A 22,239-nucleotide genomic window follows, 5' to 3' on the forward strand; every position below is an offset into this window, starting at 1 on the left:
ACGGATCGCCGTTCGTCGCCGACGGTCGAGTCGGCCGTTAGGTGCGAACGAAGTCAGAAATACGGCCGCTCGAACGCTTTGCTAATCCGTTTCTTATGCGCGTGAGGCGGCTGCGGAGATGACAAAATGATCAAACAAACGATGACCAAGGTGGCAACAGCCGGTGTGATGGCGGTTGGCCTCGCCGCTGCCGCGCCCGCGCACGCCTACGAGCCTGGCGATTTCATGGTGCAATTGCTGGTGGAGGGGTTCTACAGCGGTGCTCAAGGGCACATCGCTCCCGGGGTCAACTATGACAGCGGCGATCTGAGCGCCAATCCGGCGCTGAACCTGAGCTACTTTTTCACCAAGAACATCGCGGTGCAGACGGTGATCGCGGTGCCGTGGGCGCGGGTCGATCTCAACGTCAATGGGGATCGTAGCAAGGCCACCGATCAGTGGGTGCTGCCGCTCAGCCTCATCGGCCAGTATCATTTCTTCAGCGACGAGATGATTTCGCCGTTCCTTGGCGCGGGCATGACCTACGCCAAGTTCTGGGAGGATCAGAGTCATCTTGCCGGCGGCTCGCACCTTGAGGTCGATGACACGTGGGGTGGGGTGATCAACTTCGGGGTCAACGTCAAGATCCCGGATTCGAACTGGGTCGCGGTCCTCGACGCCAAGAAGTGGTGGCTGGCTCCGGCCAACGTGCACGTCGGCGGCAACAAGTTCGACAACCTGACGGTCAATCCCTGGTTCTTCGGCGCCGGCATCGGCTACAACTTCTCGACGCCGCCTCTCTTTTAGGTTGAGATCTTCGCTTCTGGCGCGGCCGAAGCGTTCGTCCGTTCCTTGTGTGGAATCATATTGGTCATCGTAAAAGTAAAATCGGGCGGCGCCTTCCAGCGCCGCCCGTTTCCTTGTTCGCTTGCGAATTCGTGCGCGGTGTTCAGACGATGAACGGCACGATGACCAGCGAGACGATCGATAACAGCTTGATCAGGATGTTCATCGCCGGACCGGAGGTGTCCTTGAACGGATCGCCCACGGTATCACCGATGACCGCAGCGGCGTGCGCATCGCTGCCTTTCTTCTCACCGGTGATCTTGCCGCCTTCGATGAACTTCTTGGCGTTATCCCAGACACCGCCCGAGTTGGCCATGAACAGCGCCAGCACCACCCCGACGATCAGCGAGCCCATCAGCATTCCACCAAGCGCCTCGGGACCGATGAAAAAGCCGACGATCACCGGCGCGGTGACCGCCATCAGACCGGGTGCGATCATCTCCCGCAACGCGGCCTGGGTCGAGATGGCCACGCAGCGCGCCGTATCCGGCTTGGCCATCCCCTGGAGCAGGCCGGGGATCTCGCGGAACTGCCGGCGGATTTCGTTGACCATGTCGATCGCCGCCTTGCCGACTGAACTCATCGTCATTGATGCCGCAAGAACGACGACGATGGCGCCGACGAAGGCACCGACGACGACACGCGGATCGGTGATATCCATGTTCAGCGGCACCGGTGATTTCAGGTCGACCGCTTCCTTGTAGGCGACGAACAGGGCAAGGGCGGTGAGCGCCGCCGAGCCGATGGCGAAACCCTTGCCGGTGGCGGCGGTGGTGTTGCCGATGGCATCGAGGCCGTCGGTGATCTGACGCACCTCCTCCGGGCATTCCGACATTTCGGCGATGCCGCCGGCGTTGTCGGACACCGGGCCGCTGGCGTCGAGGGTCATGGTCATGCCCGCCGTGGCGAGCATGCCGACCGCTGAAACGGCAATCCCGTAAAGGCCCGCCGCCTGGTATCCGACGAGTGTCGCGGCGGCGATCAGCAGCAGCGGCAGAGCGCAGGACTCAAATCCAACCGCGATACCGGTGATCACGTTGGTTGCGGCACCGGTCTTCGATGCGGCGGCGACGCGCAGCACCGGCTTTGAGGCCGTATAGTATTCGGTGATGCGGCCGATCAGCACGCCGGCGACATTGCCGGAAATCACCGCGACAAAAATTCCCCAGCCGTAACCGAAGCTCAACAAAATGATCAGCGTCAGCGTGATGAAGATCGCGGCGGTGCCCATATCGGCGATGGCCAGCGAGCGCGCTGGACCGACGCCCTTCAGCAGGCGCAGGCCGAAGATGCCACACAGCGACGCTGCCAGCCCGGCGATCGCCATCAGCAGTGGCAGGGACATGAGCATTAGGTGAGCCGCGATGACCTCGCCGCCGAGCACCGGCATGACACCGATGGTCGACGCCATGTCCATCAGGCGGGCGGGAATGGCGCCACCGAACATCGATAGCACGTCGGTCGTGCCGAGGGTCGCGCCCAGCGTCATGGTCGCCACGATCGCTCCGACGTAGGATTCGTAAATGTCTGCGCCCATGCCGGCGACGTCACCGACGTTATCGCCGACGTTATCGGCAATGACGCCAGGGTTGCGCGGGTCATCCTCGGGGATACCTGCCTCGACCTTGCCCACGAGGTCCGAGCCGACATCCGCTGCCTTGGTGAAGATGCCGCCGCCAACTCGCGCGAACAAAGCGATCGATGAGGCTCCCATGGAAAAGCCCCAGATGTTGTGCACCAAGTCCGGCGTTCCGTAGAAATAGAACAGCAGGCCGACGCCGAACAGGCCGAACGACGCCACAGCCAGTCCCATGACCGCGCCGCCGTTGAACGAGACGTTCAGCGCCGCGCGCTCGCCACTGTAAAGGGCCGCCGCCGTGGTACGGACGTTGGCCCGCGTCGCTGCCTGCATGCCGACGAAACCAGCCCCGGCCGAGGTGAGCGAGCCAAAGATGAAGCATATGCTCATGTAGATGTCGTATTGGAAGGACAGCAACATCGCGACAACGACGACAAAAATCGCAATGCGAAAATACTGTTCGCGCAGATACGTCATAGCGCCGAGATGAATTTCGGCGGCGATCGCCTTCATGCGGTCCGTCCCCTCGGGCTGGCGCACGATGCTGGCGAAAATCACGGCCGCGGCGGCTATTCCGATCCCCGCCGCGACGAGTGCTAACGTACTGGTGCTTATACCCACGCTCATTCTTAGTCTCCCGTCCGGTTGGGTCTCTTCTCGGCAAGGCGGGGCGGGTTATCGTGATTTGAGAACGCCCCCTCGGAGGGCGGACCTATCAAACCGCGTGCCACTTTCTTGTTGTGGAGTGGTTACCGCAGCCCACGCGCCTAATCTGACACAGCCTTCCCCACGCGGGTTACACCATCCGATTTTGAGACTTTGTTGCCTTCTAGAGGCCAAATCGCGAACTGTCCAGTCGATCGCGATTGCGACTCATCCCGCGCACTGGTGTTGCATCGCGATGGGAAGCCGAACAGAATGGGGCGAAGAGGTCGTCGTCTACCGCATCTGGCCCTTGTCTGCGCCATCGCCCCAGGGCCGGCGCGCGGGTGCAAATGCGTAGCACCGCCGCAATGGACATCTGGGAGAATAATACATGTATTGCCGGCATTACATGGTGCGCTCAACGCCAACTGTGCTTGATACCGCGACACTCGCGGAAGCATTGGCTATTATGGTGAAGCATCACAGGCAGCAGTTACTGATTGTCAATGTTGCGGGGGAATACGTCGGCGAAGTAACCACGTTCACCTTGGCGAAGATGCTTTTGCCGGAAGACGGAAAGAGCCAGACGGTGGAAGAAGCAGAACTCGAAACGGTCGTCGACGTCGACGATCGTATAGCTCCTTATCTTGGCCGAAAGGTCGCAGAATTTGTCGAGCACGATCTGCCGATCATGTCACCTGATACGCCATTGGCGGAGGCGGTCAAACTGCTGGCCAGTGGCCGGCTTCGCTTGCCGGTTGTTGACCCGAAGACCAACAAGTTCGTCGGCGCCATTTCATCACTCACTGTGCTGCGCCGCTATCAGTTCTAAGGGGTAAGGCCTTTGCCCGGGGACGAGGTGGCCGCATTCAAACGGCTTCCCGTCCGCTCGGGTGCCCGCGGCGGGCTGCCTGATCGTGTGCGATGAGAATGCGCGCTTTCGGCCGGTAGCACTCAACGCGTGCCTGTGCTATAGGCAGCGTCGATGAAGAATCTGACCAAGAAGCGAGTGGGAAGGACGAAATGATTTTAAAAGTCATGTTGTTGCTAACCGGTGGTGGGCCGATGGTCATTCTGACGTCGTCCGAGTCGCCCACCGCGCCAGCGTTGCTCCGCAAGTTGCATTCGAAGGGCATTGACAAATTTATCGCTTACGACATTCCGATCGAATTGGCCAAGGAACGCTACGGCAATCACTTTGACGCCGTCGTTCACGATATCCACGAAACGGACCAGTTGCGGATTTTGGACTTCAGCGGCGACCGCGCCTTCAAGCTCTTCCGCTTTGAGGAACTGGGCACTCCCACTCGCTACGAAAGTCCCGCATAGCCCGGGGCGGGGCCGCGGCCTCGCTCCGCCGGTCGCGCCAGGGGCAGGCGGAGGGCGCAGGGGTGGGGTCGTACGGTCTTAAAGATTGGTGCGGAAAAAATGCTGTGTCCGCTCCCAGGCGAGTTGCGCGTCCTTTTGATCGTAACGAGCGCCTGAGGGGTTGGCGAAGGCATGATCGGCTTCGTACCAGTAAACGGTGAGCGGCCTGTCTGCCTGGCGCATCTCGGCCTCGAACGTGTCGACCATTGTTTTGGTGATCCAGGTATCGCGCGTGGCAAAGTGGCCCAGGACCGGGCCGTTAAGGCGGGCAAGGCGTTCGGCCGGCTGATCGACTTGGCCGTAATAGATCACCGTCGCATCGACGGGCGTCGCGAGCGAGGCGTTCAGCGACCAGCCACCGCCCAGGCACCAGCCGATCGTTGCGATCTTCGCCGAGGTTTTCGGGTTGTCGCGCAGCCAGTCCGCCCACGCCACCAAGGTCTCGGTCGCTTGCAACGGATCGATCGCCTGCATCAGCGGCTTCGCCGCGTCCGGTGTTGTCGCTACCCGGCCGCCATAAAGGTCGACCGCGAGGGCGACATAGCCCTCGCGGGCGAGCTCGCCGGCGACCGCCTTGATCTGATCGTTCAACCCCCACCATTCGTGGATCAGCAGCACGCCGGGCGCCGGCGTCCTTACCGGCAGGGCGAGGGCGGCGGTGATCGCCCGCCTGGACCGGGTGGTGATGGAAACGCTCTTCAGCGCCGCTGCCTCGGCGCGCGCCAAGCGGGCGTCGGCCAGGATCGTGGCGAGCGGGGCGGCGGATGCGATGCCGCAAACCACCGCACGACGGCCTACTGCGCGACGGCCAGGGGTATCGATGTTCATGGGGTACCTCCTGCCTATTTGTCGCCCGGAGCGCTTCGCAACCGGACGTTGGCGCCATGCACGAAATCTCGACAGCAGGACGCGCGGGCGAAGAGCTGGCGATGCTGAGGCGCTCCGCGAGCCAGGGTATCACTCGCAAGCGCTGCGCGCGCGCACTCTTCGCGCTTCTTGTTGCTTGTGCCTGCGGCGGTGCTGCGCCAGGGGGGCCAGCGCGGGGCGGCGTCAACGCGGACGAGATCGCGGTCGACTCGATCCCCATGCCGTTGCGGCCTTTCCATTCAACGGCGCGCCATCTCGGCCGCCTCGACTACCGCGGCGGCGTCCGGCTGTCTTCCGCCGACGCCCGTTTTGGCGGCCTGTCCGGCCTGCTCGTCTCCGGCGACGGGCGCTCGCTGATCGCCATCTCCGACCATGGCTATCGCGTCGACGCCGATCTCGTCTACGATCCGCAGGGCGATCTTGCCGGGATCGAGCGCGTCCGTCTTAGCGATCTGCGCGGGCCTAAGGGAGGCTCGCTCGCCGGGACGCGCGGCGGTGACGCCGAGGATCTCGCCCGTGCGGCGGATGAACATGCGGTTGTGATCGCCTTCGAAAGCCGGCCCCGGCTGTGGCAGTACCCGGCGGCGAATGCGCTGCCGGAGCGGCTTGCATCACCGCCGGGACTCGAGAATGCGCCGCGGAACGCTGGTATCGAAGCGCTAACCCGCCTTGCCGACGGCCGCCTGCTGGCGCTGACCGAGGGATATCGCATCGATGGTGGTACGGTCGGATGGCTCAGCCAGACACCGGACGGCTGGTCGGCGCTGACCTGGCGCAGCGGCGGCGGCTTCGAGCCGACGGGAGCGGCAACGCTGCCGGATGGCGACGTCCTGGTGCTGGAGCGGCGAACGCTGCCACCTGGCGCACGGCTGCGCGTGCTGAAAAGGGTGGATGTCGCGGCGGGCGCCGTGCTCGACGGCGAGGAAATCGCCCGCTTCGAAGGGCCGGTGACGTTCGATAATATGGAGGGCATCGATGCACGCCGCGGTGCCGACGGCGAAACGCTCATTTACCTTGTGTCGGACGACAACTACATGATGTTGCAGCGCACATTGCTGCTGATGTTCCGCTTCGTCGAATAGGGACAATCGCCCGCCGGCGGCTTGTGCATCCGTAGGCGACGTTCAGGCGCCGCCGGCCGGAGCATCATGGCCGACGCACGTCCAACCACAACCAACGACGGAACGCGATGAGAACACGATCACCGACTTCCGCCGATCCCGGTCACCGGGGAGACCTGCGGACGCTTCGCACGCTGCTGCCGTACTTGTGGCCGGCGGGTGAGCTGGGCCTGCGCGTCCGCGTGGCCGCCGCCGTCGTGTTCCTGATCGCCGCCAAGGGGATCAATGTCCTGATCCCGGTGCTCTACAAGTACGTCGTCGACGCTCTCGCTAGCGACTCGACCGGCCGGATCGCAGCGGTGCCGGTGATGCTGGTCGTCGCCTACGGCGTTGCCCGCATGGGCTCGCAGGCGATGGGTGAAGTGCGCGACGCCGTCTTCGCCAAGGTTGCACAACGGGCGATCCGGACCGCCGGCCTCAGGACGTTCGAACACCTGCATGCGCTGTCCTTGCGCTTTCACCTCGACCGGCGAACCGGAGCGGTCAGCCGGGCGATTGAGCGCGGCACCAAGGGCATTGATTTCCTGCTCAGCTTCATGCTGTTCAACATCCTGCCGACGCTGCTGGAAATCCTGCTCGTCTGCGGTATCCTCTGGTCGCTCTTTGACGTCTGGTACGCAGCCGTCACCTTCGCCTGCATCTCCGCCTACATCGCCTTCACCATCTTCGTCACCGAATGGCGGACAAAATTCCGCCGGCTGATGAATGAGACGGATTCCGACGCCAACACCAAGGCGATCGACAGCCTGCTCAATTTCGAAACGGTGAAGTACTTCGGCAACGAGGCGCACGAGGCGCGCCGCTTCGATGCGGCGCTCAGCCGCTACGAGCGCGCCGCGGTCAAGAGCAAGGTAACGCTGAGCCTGCTCAATATCGGCCAGGGCGGCATTATCGCGGTTGGATTGGTGACGTTGATGCTGATGGCGGCATCCCAGGTCGCCGCCGGTGAGATAACCGTCGGTGATTTCGTCATGATCAATTCCTACCTGATCCAGCTCTATCTGCCGCTCAACTTCCTCGGGTTCGTCTATCGCGAGATCCGCCAGTCGCTGACCGACATGGAGCAGATGTTCGCCCTGCTCGCCGTTGACGCCGAGGTCGCCGATCGCCCGGGCGCACCACCGCTAGTGCCAAACGGCGGCGGCATCGTCTTCGACGGCGTCTCCTTCGCCTATGATGCGCGCCGTGCTGTCCTGCAGGATATCTCGTTCACCGTTCCACCGGGCGCGACCGTCGCCGTCGTCGGCTCCAGCGGTTCCGGTAAGTCGACGCTCTCGCGGCTGCTGTACCGGTTCTACGACGCAACCGATGGCCGGGTGCTGATCGACGGCCAGGATTTGCGCGCGGTCACACAGACGAGCGTTCGCGCCGCGATCGGCATCGTTCCGCAAGACACCGTGCTGTTCAACGATACGATCTTCTACAATATCGCCTATGGACGCCCGGGCGCCGGGGCAGCCGAGGTCGAGGCCGCGGCACGCCTCGCCCGCATCGACGAATTCGTGCGCTCACTGCCCGACGGCTATCAGACGATGGTCGGCGAACGCGGACTGAAGCTGTCCGGAGGGGAGAAGCAACGGGTGGCGATCGCCCGCACGATCCTCAAGGCGCCGTCCATCCTCGTTTTCGACGAGGCGACGTCGGCGCTCGATACGCATACCGAAAAGGAAATCCAGACGAGCCTGCGCGACGTGTCCCGCGGACGGACGACCGTGGTCATCGCTCATCGCCTGTCGACCGTCGTCGATGCCGATCAGATCCTCGTGCTCGAAGCCGGGCGCATCGTCGAGCGCGGCACCCACGTCGCGTTACTCGCCGAAGCCGGGCGCTACGCGGCGATGTGGGCGAAGCAGCAGCAGGTCGAGGAGGCCAGGGAGGCCCTGCAACAGGCGGTCGCCGAAGAAGGCGTTCCGGCGATGGTGGACAGTTAACCGCCTTATTTATGTAAAACATCTTAAAACAGGAAAATAAGCTTCTTTTTGGCGGCTTATCCTGGTACTGTTTGTAAATTGTAGGAACAAAGACCTGTAGCGAGGTCATCTGCCATGGCTCCCTCAACGATCAGCCTCAAGGCAATGCGCCGCTTGCTGTTCGCGCATCAATGGGACGACGCTGCCGACTGGGCGCAGGCGATCTTCTCTCTTGCCGAGCTTGCCGACGACGAAATCGAACGACTGGCGCAACCTGCCGGTGCCGCCCCGGCACCGCGGCGGCAGCATCGCCGTGCCGCCATCGGCTCTGAGACTCAATCTCAATCGGAACAGGGAACGCCGGCGATTGGCCGCTCGGCCGTGATCCAGCCGCCGCCCAGGACGCGTCGCTCGCGGTAAAGAACGCACGCCTGCCCTGGGGCGATGGCCGCCTGCGGCTGGTCGAGCATGACCGTGGCATTTCCCGCGCCATCGATGCTGACGCGGGCGGGAACCGCGGCCATGGTCGAGCGCAGTTTCACTTCGACGGCCAGGTTGTCGACGGGCAGCGGCTCGGAGCCGAGCCAGTTGACCTCGCGGACGAACACCCGATCCTGCAGCAGGGCGGTGCGTGGGCCGACGACGACGCGGGCGGCGGTAGCATCAAGGCGGACGACGTAGAGCGGATGGTCAGCGGCAATGCCGATACCCCGCCGCTGGCCGACGGTGAAATGGGCGATGCCGGCGTGCCGGCCAAGAACGTTGCCATTAAGATCGACAATCTCGCCCGGGCGATGAGCCTCGGGACGCAGCCGCTCAATCAGGCGCGCGTAGTCACCGGACGGCACGAAGCAGATGTCCTGGCTGTCCTGTTTCTCGGCGACGGGCAACTGCAGGCGGCGGGCGATCGCGCGTGTTTCGTCCTTTGGCAGATCACCGAGGGGAAAGCGTAGGAAGTCGAGCTGGGCGCGGGTCGTCGCAAACAGGAAATAGCTCTGGTCCCGGCTGGCATCGGTGGCGCGGTGCAGCGATGGGCCATCGCTGCCGTGGCGGTGGATGGCGTAGTGACCGGTGGCAAGGGCGTCGGCGCCGAGATCGCGAGCCGTTTGCAGCAAATCTTCAAACTTAATCCGCTGGTTACAGCGCACGCAGGGAATCGGCGTTTCACCGGCGACGTAGCTGTCGGCGAAGTCGTCGATGACGGCGGCGCGAAATCGCTGCTCGTAGTCGAGGACGTAGTGGGGGATGCCGAGACGATCAGCGACGCGGCGGGCGTCATAAATGTCCTGACCAGCGCAGCAGCTTCCCGGACGGGCGACGGCCTGACCGTGATCATAGAGCTGCAAAGTGACGCCGATGACACTGTGGCCGGCCTCAGCCAGAAGCGCCGCAGTCACCGCGCTGTCGACACCGCCGGACATGGCGACGACGATCCGGCTCGCCGCCGGGAGCGCCTGGGGCGGAAGAGAAATCATGCCCTGACTATATCCCGCCCGCGACCGGCCGACAGCATCCACGTTTGGCCGATTTCATTTGCGCAAGCCCACATGCGAACGATCGAACCGCCATCGTGATCCGGGTCCTATCGACGGCCGCTGGCAAAAATCTGCGCGGACTGCTCTTGCGGAGGAAATCCAGGCTGCTGCAAAAAATGCCATAAACCCCTCGTTTGGGGCAGTTAAGGGGTGATATAGGACGTAGTTCCTGTTAGGTTGATCGCGTCTATGTGGACCTAGCTATTCCCGCTGGAGTTTGGAATGGGCCGATCGCGCTGCCTGGTCAAGCTTATTCTCCTCGCCATGGGGTCCTGCCTGCTTTTCGCCAGCGGATCCGGAGGTGCGGTGGAGGCAGAAAGACATGTTATAATTGTTGGAACATTAAAAAATTTCTACCCTGAGTATACAGTTGACCCAAATGGGCGATCCGACGACTTCGCGATCCAGATGATGGATGCGGTGGCGAGGCATGCCGGGCTGAGCGTGAGCTATCGCCCGTTCGAGACCTTGGCCGAGGTCTTCGCGGCGTTGGATCACGGCGACATTGACGTCATTCCCCTCGTGACGATTACCCGGGAGCGTGAACGGCGCATGCTGTTCACGCGCGCATTATTAACGTTACCCACCGCCTTGTTCGTTCGGCTCGATACCGAGAACATCCGTAGCTGGGCCGATCTCGCCGACCGAAGCATCGGCGTGATCTCGAGCGGAATTTCGGAGGAACTCCTCAAGCAGCGCGGACTCGAATCGCGCCTCGTCTCCTATCCTCGCCTGCAGGATGCGCTGTTCGGCCTTATGGCCGGAGACATCGATGCCCTCGTCTCCTTCGAAAATTCGGTGTTGAAGCTGGCTCAGCGAGCGCGAATAGACGATCGGATTAAGGTCATTGACGAGCCTCTGACTGAGGCGAGGCGTGCCATTGCCGTGCGCAAAGACCTGCCCGATCTGCAGCACCGGCTGGATCTGGCTGTCGACGATTTTATGAATACGACCGAATATCGGGAGAGTCTCACTCGATGGTATGCCGATCTACCACCGTTCTGGACACCCGCGCGGGCAACGTGGATTGCCGGGGCGTCTCTGGCTCTCCTTTTGCTCGCGATGCTGATCTGGCAGACGCTCTCCGTCGCGGCCAGGGATCGCCGATTGGACGAGGACGTGCTCGGAACGGTCCCGCTCGGTCCACCAAGCGACGAAGACATCGGTGCACGGGTGGCGCGCGGGTGCGGTCTTACGGCGCTGGCGCTTGGCGTCGTCGTGCTGCTCGGATGGGCATTCGATGCCGCCATGCTCAAGAACGTGCTGCCCGGTCTGGTGGCCATGCAGCCGTGGACCGCCACCGCCATCGCGCTCGGTGGAGCCGCACTGCTGGCGGCAACAGCTCCGGGCAAGCTTGCAGCCACGCTATTCCTGACCTTCTCGGGGGGTGTCCTGATCATCGGGTTGCACGCCCTTATCGAGTACACGACGGGGATCAACTTTGGGGCTGACATATGGCTCTTCTCTGAAAGCCTGCGCAGCCAGCCGGCACCGTACCCGTATCCCGGCAGGCCATCCCAGGCCACCAGCGTTGCCTTCATACTCCTCGGTGCGGCGCTTCTGCTCGCACATCGTCTGTCAAGCCGTCGGGGCGCGCCGATGCGCGCGGCCTTTCTGACCTTGGGCACCTTGGGACTCATGTGGACAGGAACGCCGCTCCTCGGCTATGCGATCGATATCGCCGCGCTGCTCAATGTGCCGTTTTTTCGGGAGCTCGCCCTCAACACGGCGTTAGGCCTGACCGTGCTGTTCGCGGGAGTACTGGCCTTGCGCCCGGGTGTGGGATGGATCTCAACGCTCCTTCGCGACAGACCGGGTGCCGCCTCTGCGCGCATGTTGCTGCCTGTGGTCGTCTTTGGCCCGGTGCTGCTGGCGATGCTGGTCGATGCCGGCCGGAGAGCCGAACTCTACGGCACGCAATTTTGCCTGGCGCTGTTCACCCTGTCGACCATCACGCTGCTTGCCACCAGTGTGCTGTGGAGCGCCGTACGCGTCGATCGTCTGCACCGCGCCCGGCTGGCGGCGGCCGGGGCGCTGCGCGAAAGCGAGGGCCGCCTCGCCGCGATCGTGGAATCGTCGGACGACGCCATCATCAGCAAGACACTCGAGAGCATCATCACCAGTTGGAACCCTGCCGCTGAACGACTCTTCGGCTATTCGGCCGCCGAGGCGATCGGGCAGCCGATCTTTCTGATTCTGCCGGAATTGCAGGTATCCGAAGAGGCAGAGCTCTTGGCGCGGATAAGGCGCGCGGAACACGTCGCCCATTATGAGACCAAACGTCGACGGCGTGACGGCAGCGAGGTTGACGTCTCCATTTCGTTGTCGCCGTTGCACGCTGCTGGCGGCGAGATCGTTGGCGCTGCGGCCATCATGCGCGACATCAGTGAACAAAAGCGCCGGGATGAGGATCTTCACCGCAGCAATGCCGAGCTCGAGCAGTTCGCCTATGTGGCATCTCATGACCTCCAGGAACCGCTGCGCGCGGTCGCTAACTTCACCGAACTGCTGGCACAGCGCTATCAGGGTAAGCTCGACGAGCGGGCGGACAAGTACATCCACTACGCCTGCGAGGGCGCCCGGCAGATGCAGCGGCTCATCGCCGATCTTCTGGCTTATTCCCGGGTGGGATCCGAGGCCAAGCCGCTTGAGCCGGTCTCATCCGGGTTCGTTCTCAATCGTGTGTTGAGATCGCTGCGCAGGGTGATCAGCGAGACCGGCGCCCAGATCGACCATGGACCGCTTCCGGTTGTCCTTGCCGACGAGATCCAGCTGGCTCAGCTTTTTCAGAATGTGATTGGCAATGCGATCAAGTTCCGCTCGAAGGCGCCACCGAAGGTCAACGTGAGCGCGGAGCCCAACGGAGGACACTGGCACTTCATCATCGCGGATAACGGGATCGGCATGGACATGCGCTATGCCGAGCGGATCTTTCAGATGTTCCAGCGCTTGAACGAGCGCGGCAAATTCGAGGGAAGCGGCATCGGGCTTGCCATCGCCAAGCGCATTGTCGAACGCCACGGTGGTCGGGTTTGGGTCGAGTCCGAGCTCGATGTCGGCACAACCTTCCATTTTACGCTACAGGCGGCGAGGGACGACCATGCTGAGACCGATTAACGTTCTTCTCGTCGAGGACAACGAGGCGGACGCCTTTCTAACCACGGAGACGCTCGCCATGAGCAAACTCCGAATCGATATTACGGTCCTCGCCGACGGCGCCCTGGCCCTCGCCTATCTGCTGCAAGAGCCTCCGTACGAAAACGCGGAAATACCGGAGCTGATCCTGCTTGACCTCAACCTTCCGAAAATCGACGGCGCGCATTTGCTTGCCGAGATCCGCGGGCGTGAGACGCTCCGGCGAATACCCGTGGTCGTTCTCACATCGTCGGACGCCGAGCAGGACATCATCAAGAGCTATGATCTTGGCGCGAACTGTTACGTGACCAAGCCGGTCGGTATCGAGACGTTCCAATCGATCGTCCGTTCGGTTGAGCATTTCTGGTTCACCATCGTCAGGCTCCCTTGATCCGACGCCACGTGCCTGGCGTGCGCGGGCGCTCTCAAGCGACATCCCGGAGCCACGTCCGCGAACGCCGCTCAAGGACAGATGGGCAAGGCTGAAAACCACCCAAGCCATTGGCTTAAGGCCTTAATTTCAAACGTCTGCGTCGACCCCGGCGTCGCGGCGGCGGCAGCGGTCAAAGGTGCCGCTCGGGCGCGACAGAGCGGCTATCTCCGCCGCCTTTTCCCTTTCGTCGGAACGAAGGTTGCCGGTTGCCGCCGTTTGACGTTGAATGCGTCGCGGCGTCGTCGTCCGCCTCCTGCAAGACGCAGGGGGACGATAAAGAGATGCGGACCGCATGAGACGGACGGAATCACGATAAAAAGAGGAGCGCGAATGCGACGGATCGCCATCGGCTGCCAGGGTGGGGGTACCCACACGGCGTTTACGGCCGGCGCTCTCGCCGCCCTGATCAAAGAACAACTCGCGCATCAGGATTTCGAGATCGTCGCGCTGAGTGGAACGTCGGGCGGCGCGATCGGTGCGCTCCTCGCCTGGTACGGACTTCTTCTCGACGGAGGTCCGGCTGCGATCGATCGACTGGAACACTTCTGGCAGGACGGCTTTCCGCGTGGGGGCGCGGCTCAACTGGTCGCCGACCGATTGGCGAATGCCGCGGCCGTGGCGGCGCTGCGGCTACCGACGATGACCGAGGTCAGCCCCTATACCGCCGATCGACTTCTCAGCCTGATACCGCGATCAGCGCAGGAGCCGCTGCGCGTGTGGTTCGATGCCCAGACGGGGCTGCGCACGATCATCGAGGCGTTCGTCGACTTTTCCACCATCCCGGCGCTGGTGGCGAGGGACCGGTCGCGCCGCGAGCTGCTCATCGGTGCGGCAGAAGTGCTGAGCGGCAATTTCGTCGTCTTTCGCGGCACCAATCCGGATTTCAGCGTCGATGCCGTGGTCGCCTCCGGTTCGCTGCCGGAGTTGGCGCGCGCCACGGTCATCGGCTCTGGCCGTTATGCTGGCGTCTATTGGGACGGCCTTTATTCGCAAAATCCGCCTATCAGCGATTTTTTCGACCTCGGCGAGGGGGGCGTTGAGGACAAGCCGGACGAAATCTGGCTGATCCGCATCAATCCCGAGGCGCGGGACAGCGAGCCGCGGACACTGCTCGACATCTCCGACCGGCGCAACGAAATGGGCGCCAACCAATCGTTGCAGACGGAACTCTCGCGGGCGCGCTCAATCAATCAACTCGCCGAAGCCTTCATCGCGACGGGCACGGCTCTCGGTGCGACCAGCGCCGAGGCACTGGCGCAATTCGAAACCTCGCCGCTCGCCGGCTTGTTGCGGCGCTACAAACCCGTGGTGCTGCCCGAGCCGATCGTCATGGCGCCCGCCGTCTCCGGCCGGCTGGACCACGCGTCGAAGTTCGACCGCAATCCGGCCTTCCTGCGCAAGCTTTTGACGCACGGACAGGATCAGGCGCTGGCATTCCTCGAGCGTCGGCGCCAGTCCGCGCAATGGCGGGCGACGACGGTGTAGCGACGTATTCCGCCACCATCGGCATCGGGCTTCAGCGAAAGCCGTCGAGCGGGATGCCGTGCTTCTTGATCTTGTCGTAGAGAGTCTTCTTGGGCAGGGCGAGCGCTTCGCTCGCCGCGGTGACGTTGCCCTGGTCGCGGCGAAGCTGCTCGACGAGTAGCATGCGCTCGAATGCGTCGACCTGATCGGCCAGGCTTCGCGGTGGCTCGATTTCGTCATCGCCGGCGAATGGCCGGCCAAGGACGCCAAGAACGTAGCGGTCGGCGACGTTGCGCAACTCGCGGATGTTTCCCGGCCAGGGGTGGGCGATCAGCTTTCGCGTCATTTCGGATGAAACGACTGGGGCTTGGCGGCAGTAGCGCGTGGCCGCCTGCAGCACGAAATGCTCGAACAGCAGTGGAATGTCGTCTCGCCGTTCGCGCAGCGGCGGCAGATCGATCCGCACGACGTTGACGCGGTAATAAAGATCGCGGCGAAACCTGCCGTCGTCGCTCAACTCTTCGAGATCGACTTTGGTTGCGGCGATAAAGCGGACGTCGACGTCGATGACGACGTTGGAGCCGAGGCGCTCGACGCTGCGTTCCTGGATCGCGCGAAGCATCTTGACCTGAATCACCAGGGGCATGGATTCGATCTCGTCGAGAAAGACGGTCCCTCCGGCGGCATGCTCCATCTTACCGACACGCCGCTTGACCGCGCCGGTGAAAGCGCCGACCTCGTGGCCGAACAGCTCGCTGTCGATCGTCGTCTCCGGCAGGCCGCCGCAGTTCAGCGCGACGAAATTTGCGTCGCGGCGGCGGGAAAAGCGGTGAAGGCACTGCGCGACGAGTTCCTTGCCGCTCCCGGTCTCGCCACAGATCAATACATCCGGGACCGCTTCGGCCAGCCCCAGGATCGTCCGCCGGATGCGCTCCATTTCCGGCGAGGCGCCGACCAGCACACTGCCGATCCCCTCCCGGTCGTCGAGCTTGCGTCGCAGATCTTGCACCTCGAAAGTCAGCGAGCGTTTCTCCAGCGCACGCTGGACGGTGCTGACCAGGCGCTCGGAGGCAAACGGTTTCTCGAGAAAGTCGTAAGCCCCCCGCCGCATCGCCTGAACCGCCATCGCGATATCGCCGTGTCCGGTGACAAGGATGACCGGCAAGTCGGCGTCGATCGCGATCGCGCGGTCAAGCAATTCGAGCCCGCTCATGCCGCGCATGCGCACGTCCGAGACGATCACGCCCGGCAGGTGCGGGTGGATATGCGGGAAGGCCGCATCGGCGGACTCGAACTGCTCGACGGTAAGATCCGCGAGTTCGAGCGCCTGCACGACGCCAAAGCGTACAGCCGGATCGTCCTCGATGAGGATGACTCTAAGCGGGTTGTTCAATGCTCGCCTCTTCCCGGACGGTCTCGGCGAGTTCGATGACGACGCGCGCGCCACCGGATGGGCGGTTCTCGGCCAAAAGGCTGCCGCCGCACTGGCGGACGATTCCTTCCGAAATGGTCAGGCCGAGACCGAGGCCGACGCCGGCGGCCTTGGTGGTGAAAAAAGGCTCGAACAATCGGGGCAGGACGGCGGCGGGAATGCCGGGACCATTATCGCTGACCGCGATGGTGATCCGGTGGTTGCCGTCTTGTCGGGTCTCGGCCTTCGCCTCGGCTCGCGTCACGGTAATCTCTATTCGGCCGCGTGGCGTCTCCCCCAGCGCATCCAGGGCATTGGTCAAAAGGTTGACCAGAACCTGCTCCAGCCGGCCAGGATCGCACAGCACCATTACCGCGGACGGAATCGCATCGCAGACGACCTCGATCTGCTGGCGAGACAGACGATTTTCGACCAGAGCAAGAGCATGTTCGAGGCAAACGCCGATGGCAGCGAGACCGGGGCGGCCTTCGCCCTTGCGGGCAAATCCCTTGAGCTGACCGGTGATCTTGGCCATGCGCTCGACGGTCCGGACGATCATCTCGAGATTGGCGCGAACGGACTGGGGTTTGTTACGCTCGAGCAGGAGCAAGGCGTTATCGGCCAGAGTGCGCAGGGCCGCCACCGGTTGATTGAGTTCGTGGGTCATGCCCGCCGCCATCTGACCGATCACGGCAAGCTTGCCGGCATGGACCAATTCGTCCTGCGTCTCGCGCAGGACCTGTTCCGCCCGCTCGCGTTCGGCAACCTCGTCGCGAAGGCGCACGTTCACGCAGGTCAGGTCGCGCGTGCGCTCCAGAACCTTGCGCTCGAGTTCCTGGTTCGCGCGCTCCAACGCTTCCTTGGCGGCGAGGCGGATGCGGATTGCACGGCGTCGTGCCGAGAGATAGAGGCTTCCCAGTAGCAGCGAGCCGAGGCCGAGCGCGGTGACTGCCTGTGCCGCGCGGGTCAGCAGCCGGACATCGGTCAGCTCGGAGAGAACGACGATCTTCCAGTCCGAGTGGCCAAGGCTGGCCTCCTGCGCCAGCATGCGCAGGCGGTGGCCGCCGGACTCTTCAGGAAGCGAGATGACGTCGATTCCGTCGGCGACTGGCTGTTCGACCCTGAGCCCGAGGGGATGGAGCTCGACGTGCGCATATTTGCGGTTCGCCCGCACGACGGCGAGGACGTCAGGCGCGAGTTCATGCAAGGTGTGGAACTGCCAACCGGGCACGGAAGAGAGAATAACGACGCCATATTCGTCGACAACCATCGCCGGGTCCGTACCCCAGCCGAAGGGATTTTTCACCCCGTCGAGCGCCACCTTGACGACGGCGACGCCGAGCCGGACGCCGTCGGCGTCGATCGCACGGGCGAAATAGTAGCCAGCCTCGCCGCTGGTGGTGCCGACGCCGTAGAATTCGGCGGCGCCGGCCTGCAGCCCGTCGCGGACGTACGGCCGATAGGAAAGATCGATTCCGACGAAGCTGGTCGGTTTCGCCCAGTTGCTGGCGGCAAGGACCTGGCCACGCTGGTCGACGAGGTAGAGCGCCGCCGAGCCCGCCGCGTCGTTGACCGCATCGAGGTAACGGTTGACGCGATCGACTTGGCCCGGGACAGGCGGCGAGCGCATGAGCGCGAGGACCTGCGGATTGAGCTGAACGATCTCCGGCAGGTAATTGTACTTCGAAAGTTCCCCGTTAAGCAGGCGCGCGTAGTGTTCGGTGCGGGCAGCGCCATCGTCAGTGAGCTGGCCGATTTGGGCGCTTTCCACCAGCCGTCCGGCGAGGAGCACGGCAATGACGAGCAGAGCAGCGCTGGCAATCCACAGGATCGATTGACGATAAGAAAACGAACGAGAAAATGACGGCCCCATCAGCAGCGCACCAATATCCTCCGAGCGCGGTCTCGCTCCGGTTGAGAGTAACGCGGGGAAGTTTCGCTGACCACAGACGGGATGTGCGCGAGGAGCGAAAAGCATCGGATCTCCAAGGAAAAAACTGCCGCCGGCTTGGGGGGCCGGCGGCAGATCGACACCTCGATCGACAGGGGAAGGGGACTGCCGGCGAGATGTGTTGCGGAAAGAGGCTGCCCGCCGCCGCGTCGACCTGTACGTTTGACGGTTTCGCGGCGGCGGCTACTCAGACTCCTGACTCTTTAATCGCCGCATGAACCAATTCGGGCTGGTTCGCTTCCGCCGTGGTTTCATGATCGAGGAGACGGCGCATGCGGTCGCTGTCGAGGGCATTTTCCCATTTGGCGACGACGATGGTGGCGATGCCGTTGCCGACAAGGTTGGTTAAGGCGCGAGCTTCCGACATGAAGCGGTCGACGCCGAGGATCAGCGCGATGCTGGCGACCGGGATATGGCCGACGGCGGCGAGCGTCGAGGCGAGGACGATGAAACCCGAACCGGTGACGCCGGCGGCGCCCTTCGACGTCAGCAGCAGGATGCCGATGATCGCCAGCTCCTGACCCAGGGAAAGATCGATGTTGGTCGCCTGGGCGAGGAACATTGCCGCCATGGTCAGGTAGATGCAGGTTCCGTCGAGGTTGAAGGAATAGCCGGTGGGGATGACGAGGCCGGATACCGAGCGGCTGACGCCGAGGTTTTCCATCTTCGCCATCATCCGCGGCAGCACCGATTCCGACGACGAGGTACCGAGCACGATCAGCAGCTCTTCTTTGATGTAGCGAATGAACTTGAAGATGCTGAAGCCGCAGATCCGGGCGATCGTTCCGAGCACGACGAAGATGAAGATCAGGCAGGTGGTATAGAACGCAGCCATCAGCTCGCCGAGCGAGACGAGGGTGCCGATCCCGTACTTGCCAATGGTGAATGCCATCGCGCCAAACGCGCCGATTGGCGCCACGCGCATGATGATGCCGACGATGGCGAACATGATGTTCGAAAGGTTGTCGATCAGCGTGAGAACCGGCTTGCCGCGCTCGCCCAGCATGTGCAAAGCAAACGCGAACAGCACGGAAAACAGCAGGACTTGAAGGATTTCGCCCTCGGCGAAGGCACCGATCACGGTACTCGGTATGATGTGCAGGAAGAAATCGACGGTGGATTGCTGGCTGGCCTTGGCGGTGTAGGCGGCGATCGCCTGGGTGTCGAGCGACGCGGGATCGACATTCATTCCGGTGCCTGGCTGCCAGACGTTGATGACGATGAGGCCGACGATCAACGCCAGGGTGGTCAACACCTCGAAGTAAATAAGTGCCTTGAAGCCGACGCGTCCGACCTTCTTCATGTCTTCCATGCTGGCAATGCCATGCACGACGGTCAGAAAGATAATCGGCGCGATGACCATTTTGATGAGCTTAATGAACGCATCGCCAAACGGTTTCATCTTAGCGCCGATCTCCGGGTAAAAGTGACCCAGAAGTACGCCAAGCATGATTGCGCAGATGACTTGGAAATAAAGGCTTTTGTAGAGGCGCGGTTTATTTTCCGGCGTTGGCCGGGCGGCGGGCACTGTGGTCATGACGTCTCCCTTAATGTGATCGATTACCTGCGTTCGACCTTTGGCCGGCGGCACGATCTGTTTTCGAATAGATAAACGCACGACGCGTGCCATGACCGCGGTAGTGTCCAAAAAACCGTAACAATCTGAATACACTTAAGAATACCGCTGCGGTCGGTCGTTCAAACCGCAGCCGTGCGCGAAAGTTCGCACGCTCGCCCGTTGGGTCGTGCGGGTTTCCGCACGCGACCGCCGGCGCCCGCGCCCAGCCGGTCGTCCTCGGTCAGAGCGGGTCGCCGCGGTCGACGTGAAGAGGAATGGCGCTCTTGATGTGGAGATCGCGCTGGGGAAACGGCATCTCGATACCGTGCTTGCGCAGGGCATTGTAGATGGCGAGGCAGTACGCGGCACGGGCGCCGGCCGGCCGATGGATACCCTCGGTCGTCAACCAGACGACGAGTTCGAACTCAAGCCGGTATTCGCCGAATTTCACCAGCCAGAGCAGGAGCTTGCGGTTGTCGTCGCCCTGAAGTGTGAATGGAACCTGCTCGGCCGCCTCGAACACGACGGCACGGACAGTCTCTACGTCGATGCCGTAGGCGACGCCGAAGGGCACGTGGATGCGCGCGTGGGCGTCGAGCATCGTCCAGTTGGTCACCCGGCCGTTGACGAATTCGGAGTTTGGCACGGCGACGTCGATGTTGTCGGGGGTGGTGATGATGGTGTTGCGCACGCTGATCTTGCGGACGGTGCCGGCGAGATGGCCGTGATCAAGGTCGACGAAGTCACCGACCTTGAGACTCCGCTCGGACAGCAAGATCAGGCCGGCGACGAAATTGTTGAAGATCGCCTGCAGGCCGAAACCGATTCCGACGCCGAGGGCCCCGGTAAATACGGCAAGCGCGGTCAAATCGATGCCGATCGTGCCGAGCGCGATGAACACCGCGCCGATGATCAGCATCACCTTGATCAACCGGGCGAAGAGCACCTGTGTCGAGGCGGCGAGTCCGGAGATCGATAATAAGCGGTCTTCAATCTGCCGCGCCGACCATGAGGCGAGCCAGAGCAGTCCCGCCAGCCAGACAAGTCCAGTGACGATGGTGATCGGGGAAAGATGCAGGCTGCCGATGGTGAAGGAAATCCGCCCAAGCGTGTCGAACGTATCACCCAGCAAGCCGAAGATATTGAGGGCGGCGAGCACCCACACGACGCCGGCGATCAGGCGTTCTCGCATCCGGTCGCGCAGGACGCTCGATGTCAGCCGGATCACCACCCACGCGCCCAAGAGGCTGGTTGCGAGGTTGAGATGCTGTGCCGGCCAGCCGGCGGTGCGGGCGGTGGCGAGCGCTGCCGCGAGCAGCGGCAGCATGAGGATCGGAACGATCAACGGGATGAGCGCGATGGTCAGGCGGCGGACGACGACGTTCGTCTTCTGGCCGAGGCGGCTATCGCTGTCGAACCGCCGGTGCCATGTCCGGATCCAGCCGCGGACACGAGGGGCGGCGAGCAGGGCGACAATCACCGCAAGGGCGATGATGGCCATCTGCACCAGCGCGCCGGTTGTTGCGACCTGGGCGAGAAACCACCCGCGCGCCGTCGCGAATCCCGCCTCGAATGTGGGCTGATCGAACGGCGTGGTCACGCGTGCCTCCATCAACCGCGACGCGCCTGGGGGCGCGGCAGTGCCCGCGCGCGCAGCGATCAGAAGCTTACAGTGTCTGCCGTCGAGCGCAAATCGCCGCACGGCAAAACCCGCCGCGCCACGAACGATCGGGGGGCGGCTTCGCTGAGGATGACGTCGGCGAAAAGGTTATCCGCCCGGAACTCAGCTTGCGTCGGCTTGCAATGCCGCTCGGGCGCGCGTTTGCGGGCGACTTTTGCACGCCGCGTGGACAGGTGGCCTACGTGCGTTCGTCGAGCCACGCCATCTGGATGGATTCGAGGATCTTTTCGTTGGAGCGCAGCGGATCGTCATCGAAATCGGAAAGGTTCTGGATCCACTGCCAAAGATCGGTAAAGCGCAGATTGACCACGTCGGCGTCAGGGTGCTCCTCCTCCAACGCGATTGCGATATCGTTCACGTCGGACCAGCGCAGGCGCATGTGGGCGTCTCCTCTCCGGCGGCGAAAGATTAGCGGTCGACCATCATATTGCGGGTTGCGGACGGCAGGGTGACCGTCAGTCCGTCCAGTTCCGTCGTCATGCGGATCTGACAGCCGAGGCGGGACGTATGGGTCAACCCGAAGGCAAGATCGAGCATGTCCTCCTCCTCCTCGCTCGGCTCGCCAAGACGATCGTACCAATCGGGATCGACGATGACGTGACAGGTAGAGCAGGCGAGCGACCCCTCGCAGGCGCCTTCGAGATCAATGTCGTTGCGATGAGCGATCTCCAGCACCGAAAGGCCGAGTGGGGCCTCGACCTCGCTGCGTGTCTTGCCATCGGCCGATACGAAAACCATCTTCGGCATGCACAGTCT

At 63.0% G+C, this 22,239-nt stretch carries 18 protein-coding genes; 8 read left to right on the plus strand and 10 right to left on the minus strand.

The window, feature by feature from the left end; genetic code table 11:
• Positions 1–126 precede the first annotated feature (126 nt).
• Positions 127–786 (plus strand): hypothetical protein, encoded by a 660-nt coding sequence (locus IPK66_16775; protein ID MBK8176846.1) that lies wholly within the window; start codon positions 127–129, stop codon positions 784–786.
• Between the two features lie 142 nt (positions 787–928).
• Here IPK66_16775 and IPK66_16780 read toward each other — a convergent pair whose 3' ends face one another.
• Positions 929–3,031, minus strand: a complete 2,103-nt coding sequence (locus tag IPK66_16780; protein MBK8176847.1) for a sodium-translocating pyrophosphatase — start codon at positions 3,029–3,031, stop codon at positions 929–931.
• A 409-nt stretch (positions 3,032–3,440) separates the two neighbouring features.
• Between IPK66_16780 and IPK66_16785 the strand changes: the two genes are divergently transcribed.
• Complete coding sequence (locus tag IPK66_16785; GenBank protein MBK8176848.1) at positions 3,441–3,881, plus strand: CBS domain-containing protein; 441 nt, start codon at positions 3,441–3,443, stop codon at positions 3,879–3,881.
• 191 nt (positions 3,882–4,072) lie between these two features.
• Positions 4,073–4,378: a cytosolic protein gene (locus IPK66_16790; GenBank protein MBK8176849.1), complete on the plus strand. Its 306-nt coding sequence runs from the start codon at positions 4,073–4,075 to the stop codon at positions 4,376–4,378.
• A gap of 78 nt (positions 4,379–4,456) precedes the next feature.
• Here IPK66_16790 and IPK66_16795 read toward each other — a convergent pair whose 3' ends face one another.
• A complete protein-coding gene (locus tag IPK66_16795; protein MBK8176850.1) occupies positions 4,457–5,245 on the minus strand; it encodes a dienelactone hydrolase family protein in 789 nt (262 codons plus the stop codon).
• 101 nt (positions 5,246–5,346) lie between these two features.
• Between IPK66_16795 and IPK66_16800 the strand changes: the two genes are divergently transcribed.
• Both IPK66_16800 and IPK66_16805 read left to right on the plus strand, forming a co-directional pair.
• On the plus strand, positions 5,347–6,366 hold the full coding sequence (locus tag IPK66_16800) for an esterase-like activity of phytase family protein (GenBank protein ID MBK8176851.1): 1,020 nt from the start codon (positions 5,347–5,349) through the stop codon (positions 6,364–6,366).
• 107 nt (positions 6,367–6,473) lie between these two features.
• Entirely contained in the window at positions 6,474–8,336 is a 1,863-nt protein-coding gene (locus IPK66_16805; GenBank protein ID MBK8176852.1) for an ABC transporter ATP-binding protein/permease, read from the plus strand.
• Between the two features lie 123 nt (positions 8,337–8,459).
• Here IPK66_16805 and IPK66_16810 read toward each other — a convergent pair whose 3' ends face one another.
• Together IPK66_16810 and mnmA are read right to left on the minus strand one after the other, a co-directional pair.
• Positions 8,460–8,654 carry a hypothetical protein gene (locus IPK66_16810; GenBank protein MBK8176853.1) on the minus strand — a complete coding sequence of 65 codons (195 nt, stop codon included), beginning with the start codon at positions 8,652–8,654 and terminating at the stop codon, positions 8,460–8,462.
• 2 nt (positions 8,655–8,656) lie between these two features.
• Positions 8,657–9,790, minus strand: a complete 1,134-nt coding sequence (mnmA, locus tag IPK66_16815) for a tRNA 2-thiouridine(34) synthase MnmA (GenBank protein MBK8176854.1) — start codon at positions 9,788–9,790, stop codon at positions 8,657–8,659.
• 366 nt (positions 9,791–10,156) lie between these two features.
• Between mnmA and IPK66_16820 the strand changes: the two genes are divergently transcribed.
• The 3 genes from IPK66_16820 (at position 10,157) to IPK66_16830 (ending at position 14,903) form a co-directional block, all read left to right on the plus strand.
• The gene (locus IPK66_16820; protein MBK8176855.1) at positions 10,157–12,967 is read left to right on the plus strand and encodes a transporter substrate-binding domain-containing protein; all 2,811 of its coding nucleotides are present in this window, start codon (positions 10,157–10,159) and stop codon (positions 12,965–12,967) included.
• Positions 12,951–13,376 (plus strand): response regulator, encoded by a 426-nt coding sequence (locus IPK66_16825; GenBank protein MBK8176856.1) that lies wholly within the window; start codon positions 12,951–12,953, stop codon positions 13,374–13,376. The genes IPK66_16820 and IPK66_16825 overlap by 17 nt, the downstream gene beginning before the upstream one ends.
• Positions 13,377–13,748: 372 nt before the next feature.
• Positions 13,749–14,903 carry a hypothetical protein gene (locus IPK66_16830; protein MBK8176857.1) on the plus strand — a complete coding sequence of 385 codons (1,155 nt, stop codon included), beginning with the start codon at positions 13,749–13,751 and terminating at the stop codon, positions 14,901–14,903.
• Between the two features lie 31 nt (positions 14,904–14,934).
• Here the strand turns inward: IPK66_16830 and IPK66_16835 are convergent, their stop codons facing one another.
• The 6 genes from IPK66_16835 to IPK66_16860 all read right to left on the minus strand — a co-directional run bounded on the left by IPK66_16835 (position 14,935) and on the right by IPK66_16860 (position 22,230).
• Positions 14,935–16,275: a sigma-54-dependent Fis family transcriptional regulator gene (locus IPK66_16835; GenBank protein ID MBK8176858.1), complete on the minus strand. Its 1,341-nt coding sequence runs from the start codon at positions 16,273–16,275 to the stop codon at positions 14,935–14,937.
• Positions 16,259–18,166: a sensor histidine kinase gene (locus IPK66_16840; GenBank protein MBK8176859.1), complete on the minus strand. Its 1,908-nt coding sequence runs from the start codon at positions 18,164–18,166 to the stop codon at positions 16,259–16,261. Before IPK66_16840 ends, IPK66_16835 begins: the two co-directional genes overlap by 17 nt.
• A gap of 265 nt (positions 18,167–18,431) precedes the next feature.
• The gene (locus IPK66_16845; protein MBK8176860.1) at positions 18,432–19,781 is read right to left on the minus strand and encodes a dicarboxylate/amino acid:cation symporter; all 1,350 of its coding nucleotides are present in this window, start codon (positions 19,779–19,781) and stop codon (positions 18,432–18,434) included.
• Between the two features lie 262 nt (positions 19,782–20,043).
• The gene (locus IPK66_16850) at positions 20,044–21,402 is read right to left on the minus strand and encodes a mechanosensitive ion channel (protein ID MBK8176861.1); all 1,359 of its coding nucleotides are present in this window, start codon (positions 21,400–21,402) and stop codon (positions 20,044–20,046) included.
• Between the two features lie 259 nt (positions 21,403–21,661).
• Entirely contained in the window at positions 21,662–21,856 is a 195-nt protein-coding gene (gene iscX, locus IPK66_16855; protein ID MBK8176862.1) for a Fe-S cluster assembly protein IscX, read from the minus strand.
• A 35-nt stretch (positions 21,857–21,891) separates the two neighbouring features.
• On the minus strand, positions 21,892–22,230 hold the full coding sequence (locus tag IPK66_16860; GenBank protein MBK8176863.1) for a ferredoxin family 2Fe-2S iron-sulfur cluster binding protein: 339 nt from the start codon (positions 22,228–22,230) through the stop codon (positions 21,892–21,894).
• Between the last annotated feature and the right edge of the window lie 9 nt (positions 22,231–22,239).

This window comes from Rhodospirillales bacterium (assembly GCA_016712595.1).
Taxonomy (GTDB): Bacteria; Pseudomonadota; Alphaproteobacteria; order Rhodospirillales; family Defluviicoccaceae; genus Defluviicoccus.

Excerpts from the sequence above, each read along its gene's own strand:
- IPK66_16845 (MBK8176860.1), bottom strand. The coding sequence starts at position 19,781 with ATGACCACAGTGCCCGCCGCCCGGCCAACGCCGGAAAATAAACCGCGC.
- IPK66_16860 (MBK8176863.1), bottom strand. The coding sequence starts at position 22,230 with ATGCCGAAGATGGTTTTCGTATCGGCCGATGGCAAGACACGCAGCGAG.
- IPK66_16790 (MBK8176849.1), top strand. The coding sequence starts at position 4,073 with ATGATTTTAAAAGTCATGTTGTTGCTAACCGGTGGTGGGCCGATGGTC.
- IPK66_16830 (MBK8176857.1), top strand. The coding sequence starts at position 13,749 with ATGCGACGGATCGCCATCGGCTGCCAGGGTGGGGGTACCCACACGGCG.
- IPK66_16800 (MBK8176851.1), top strand. The coding sequence starts at position 5,347 with ATGCTGAGGCGCTCCGCGAGCCAGGGTATCACTCGCAAGCGCTGCGCG.
- IPK66_16840 (MBK8176859.1), bottom strand. The coding sequence starts at position 18,166 with ATGGGGCCGTCATTTTCTCGTTCGTTTTCTTATCGTCAATCGATCCTG.
- IPK66_16775 (MBK8176846.1), top strand. The coding sequence starts at position 127 with ATGATCAAACAAACGATGACCAAGGTGGCAACAGCCGGTGTGATGGCG.
- IPK66_16780 (MBK8176847.1), bottom strand. The coding sequence starts at position 3,031 with ATGAGCGTGGGTATAAGCACCAGTACGTTAGCACTCGTCGCGGCGGGG.
- IPK66_16805 (MBK8176852.1), top strand. The coding sequence starts at position 6,474 with ATGAGAACACGATCACCGACTTCCGCCGATCCCGGTCACCGGGGAGAC.
- IPK66_16795 (MBK8176850.1), bottom strand. The coding sequence starts at position 5,245 with ATGAACATCGATACCCCTGGCCGTCGCGCAGTAGGCCGTCGTGCGGTG.
- IPK66_16825 (MBK8176856.1), top strand. The coding sequence starts at position 12,951 with ATGCTGAGACCGATTAACGTTCTTCTCGTCGAGGACAACGAGGCGGAC.
- mnmA (MBK8176854.1), bottom strand. The coding sequence starts at position 9,790 with ATGATTTCTCTTCCGCCCCAGGCGCTCCCGGCGGCGAGCCGGATCGTC.
- IPK66_16785 (MBK8176848.1), top strand. The coding sequence starts at position 3,441 with ATGTATTGCCGGCATTACATGGTGCGCTCAACGCCAACTGTGCTTGAT.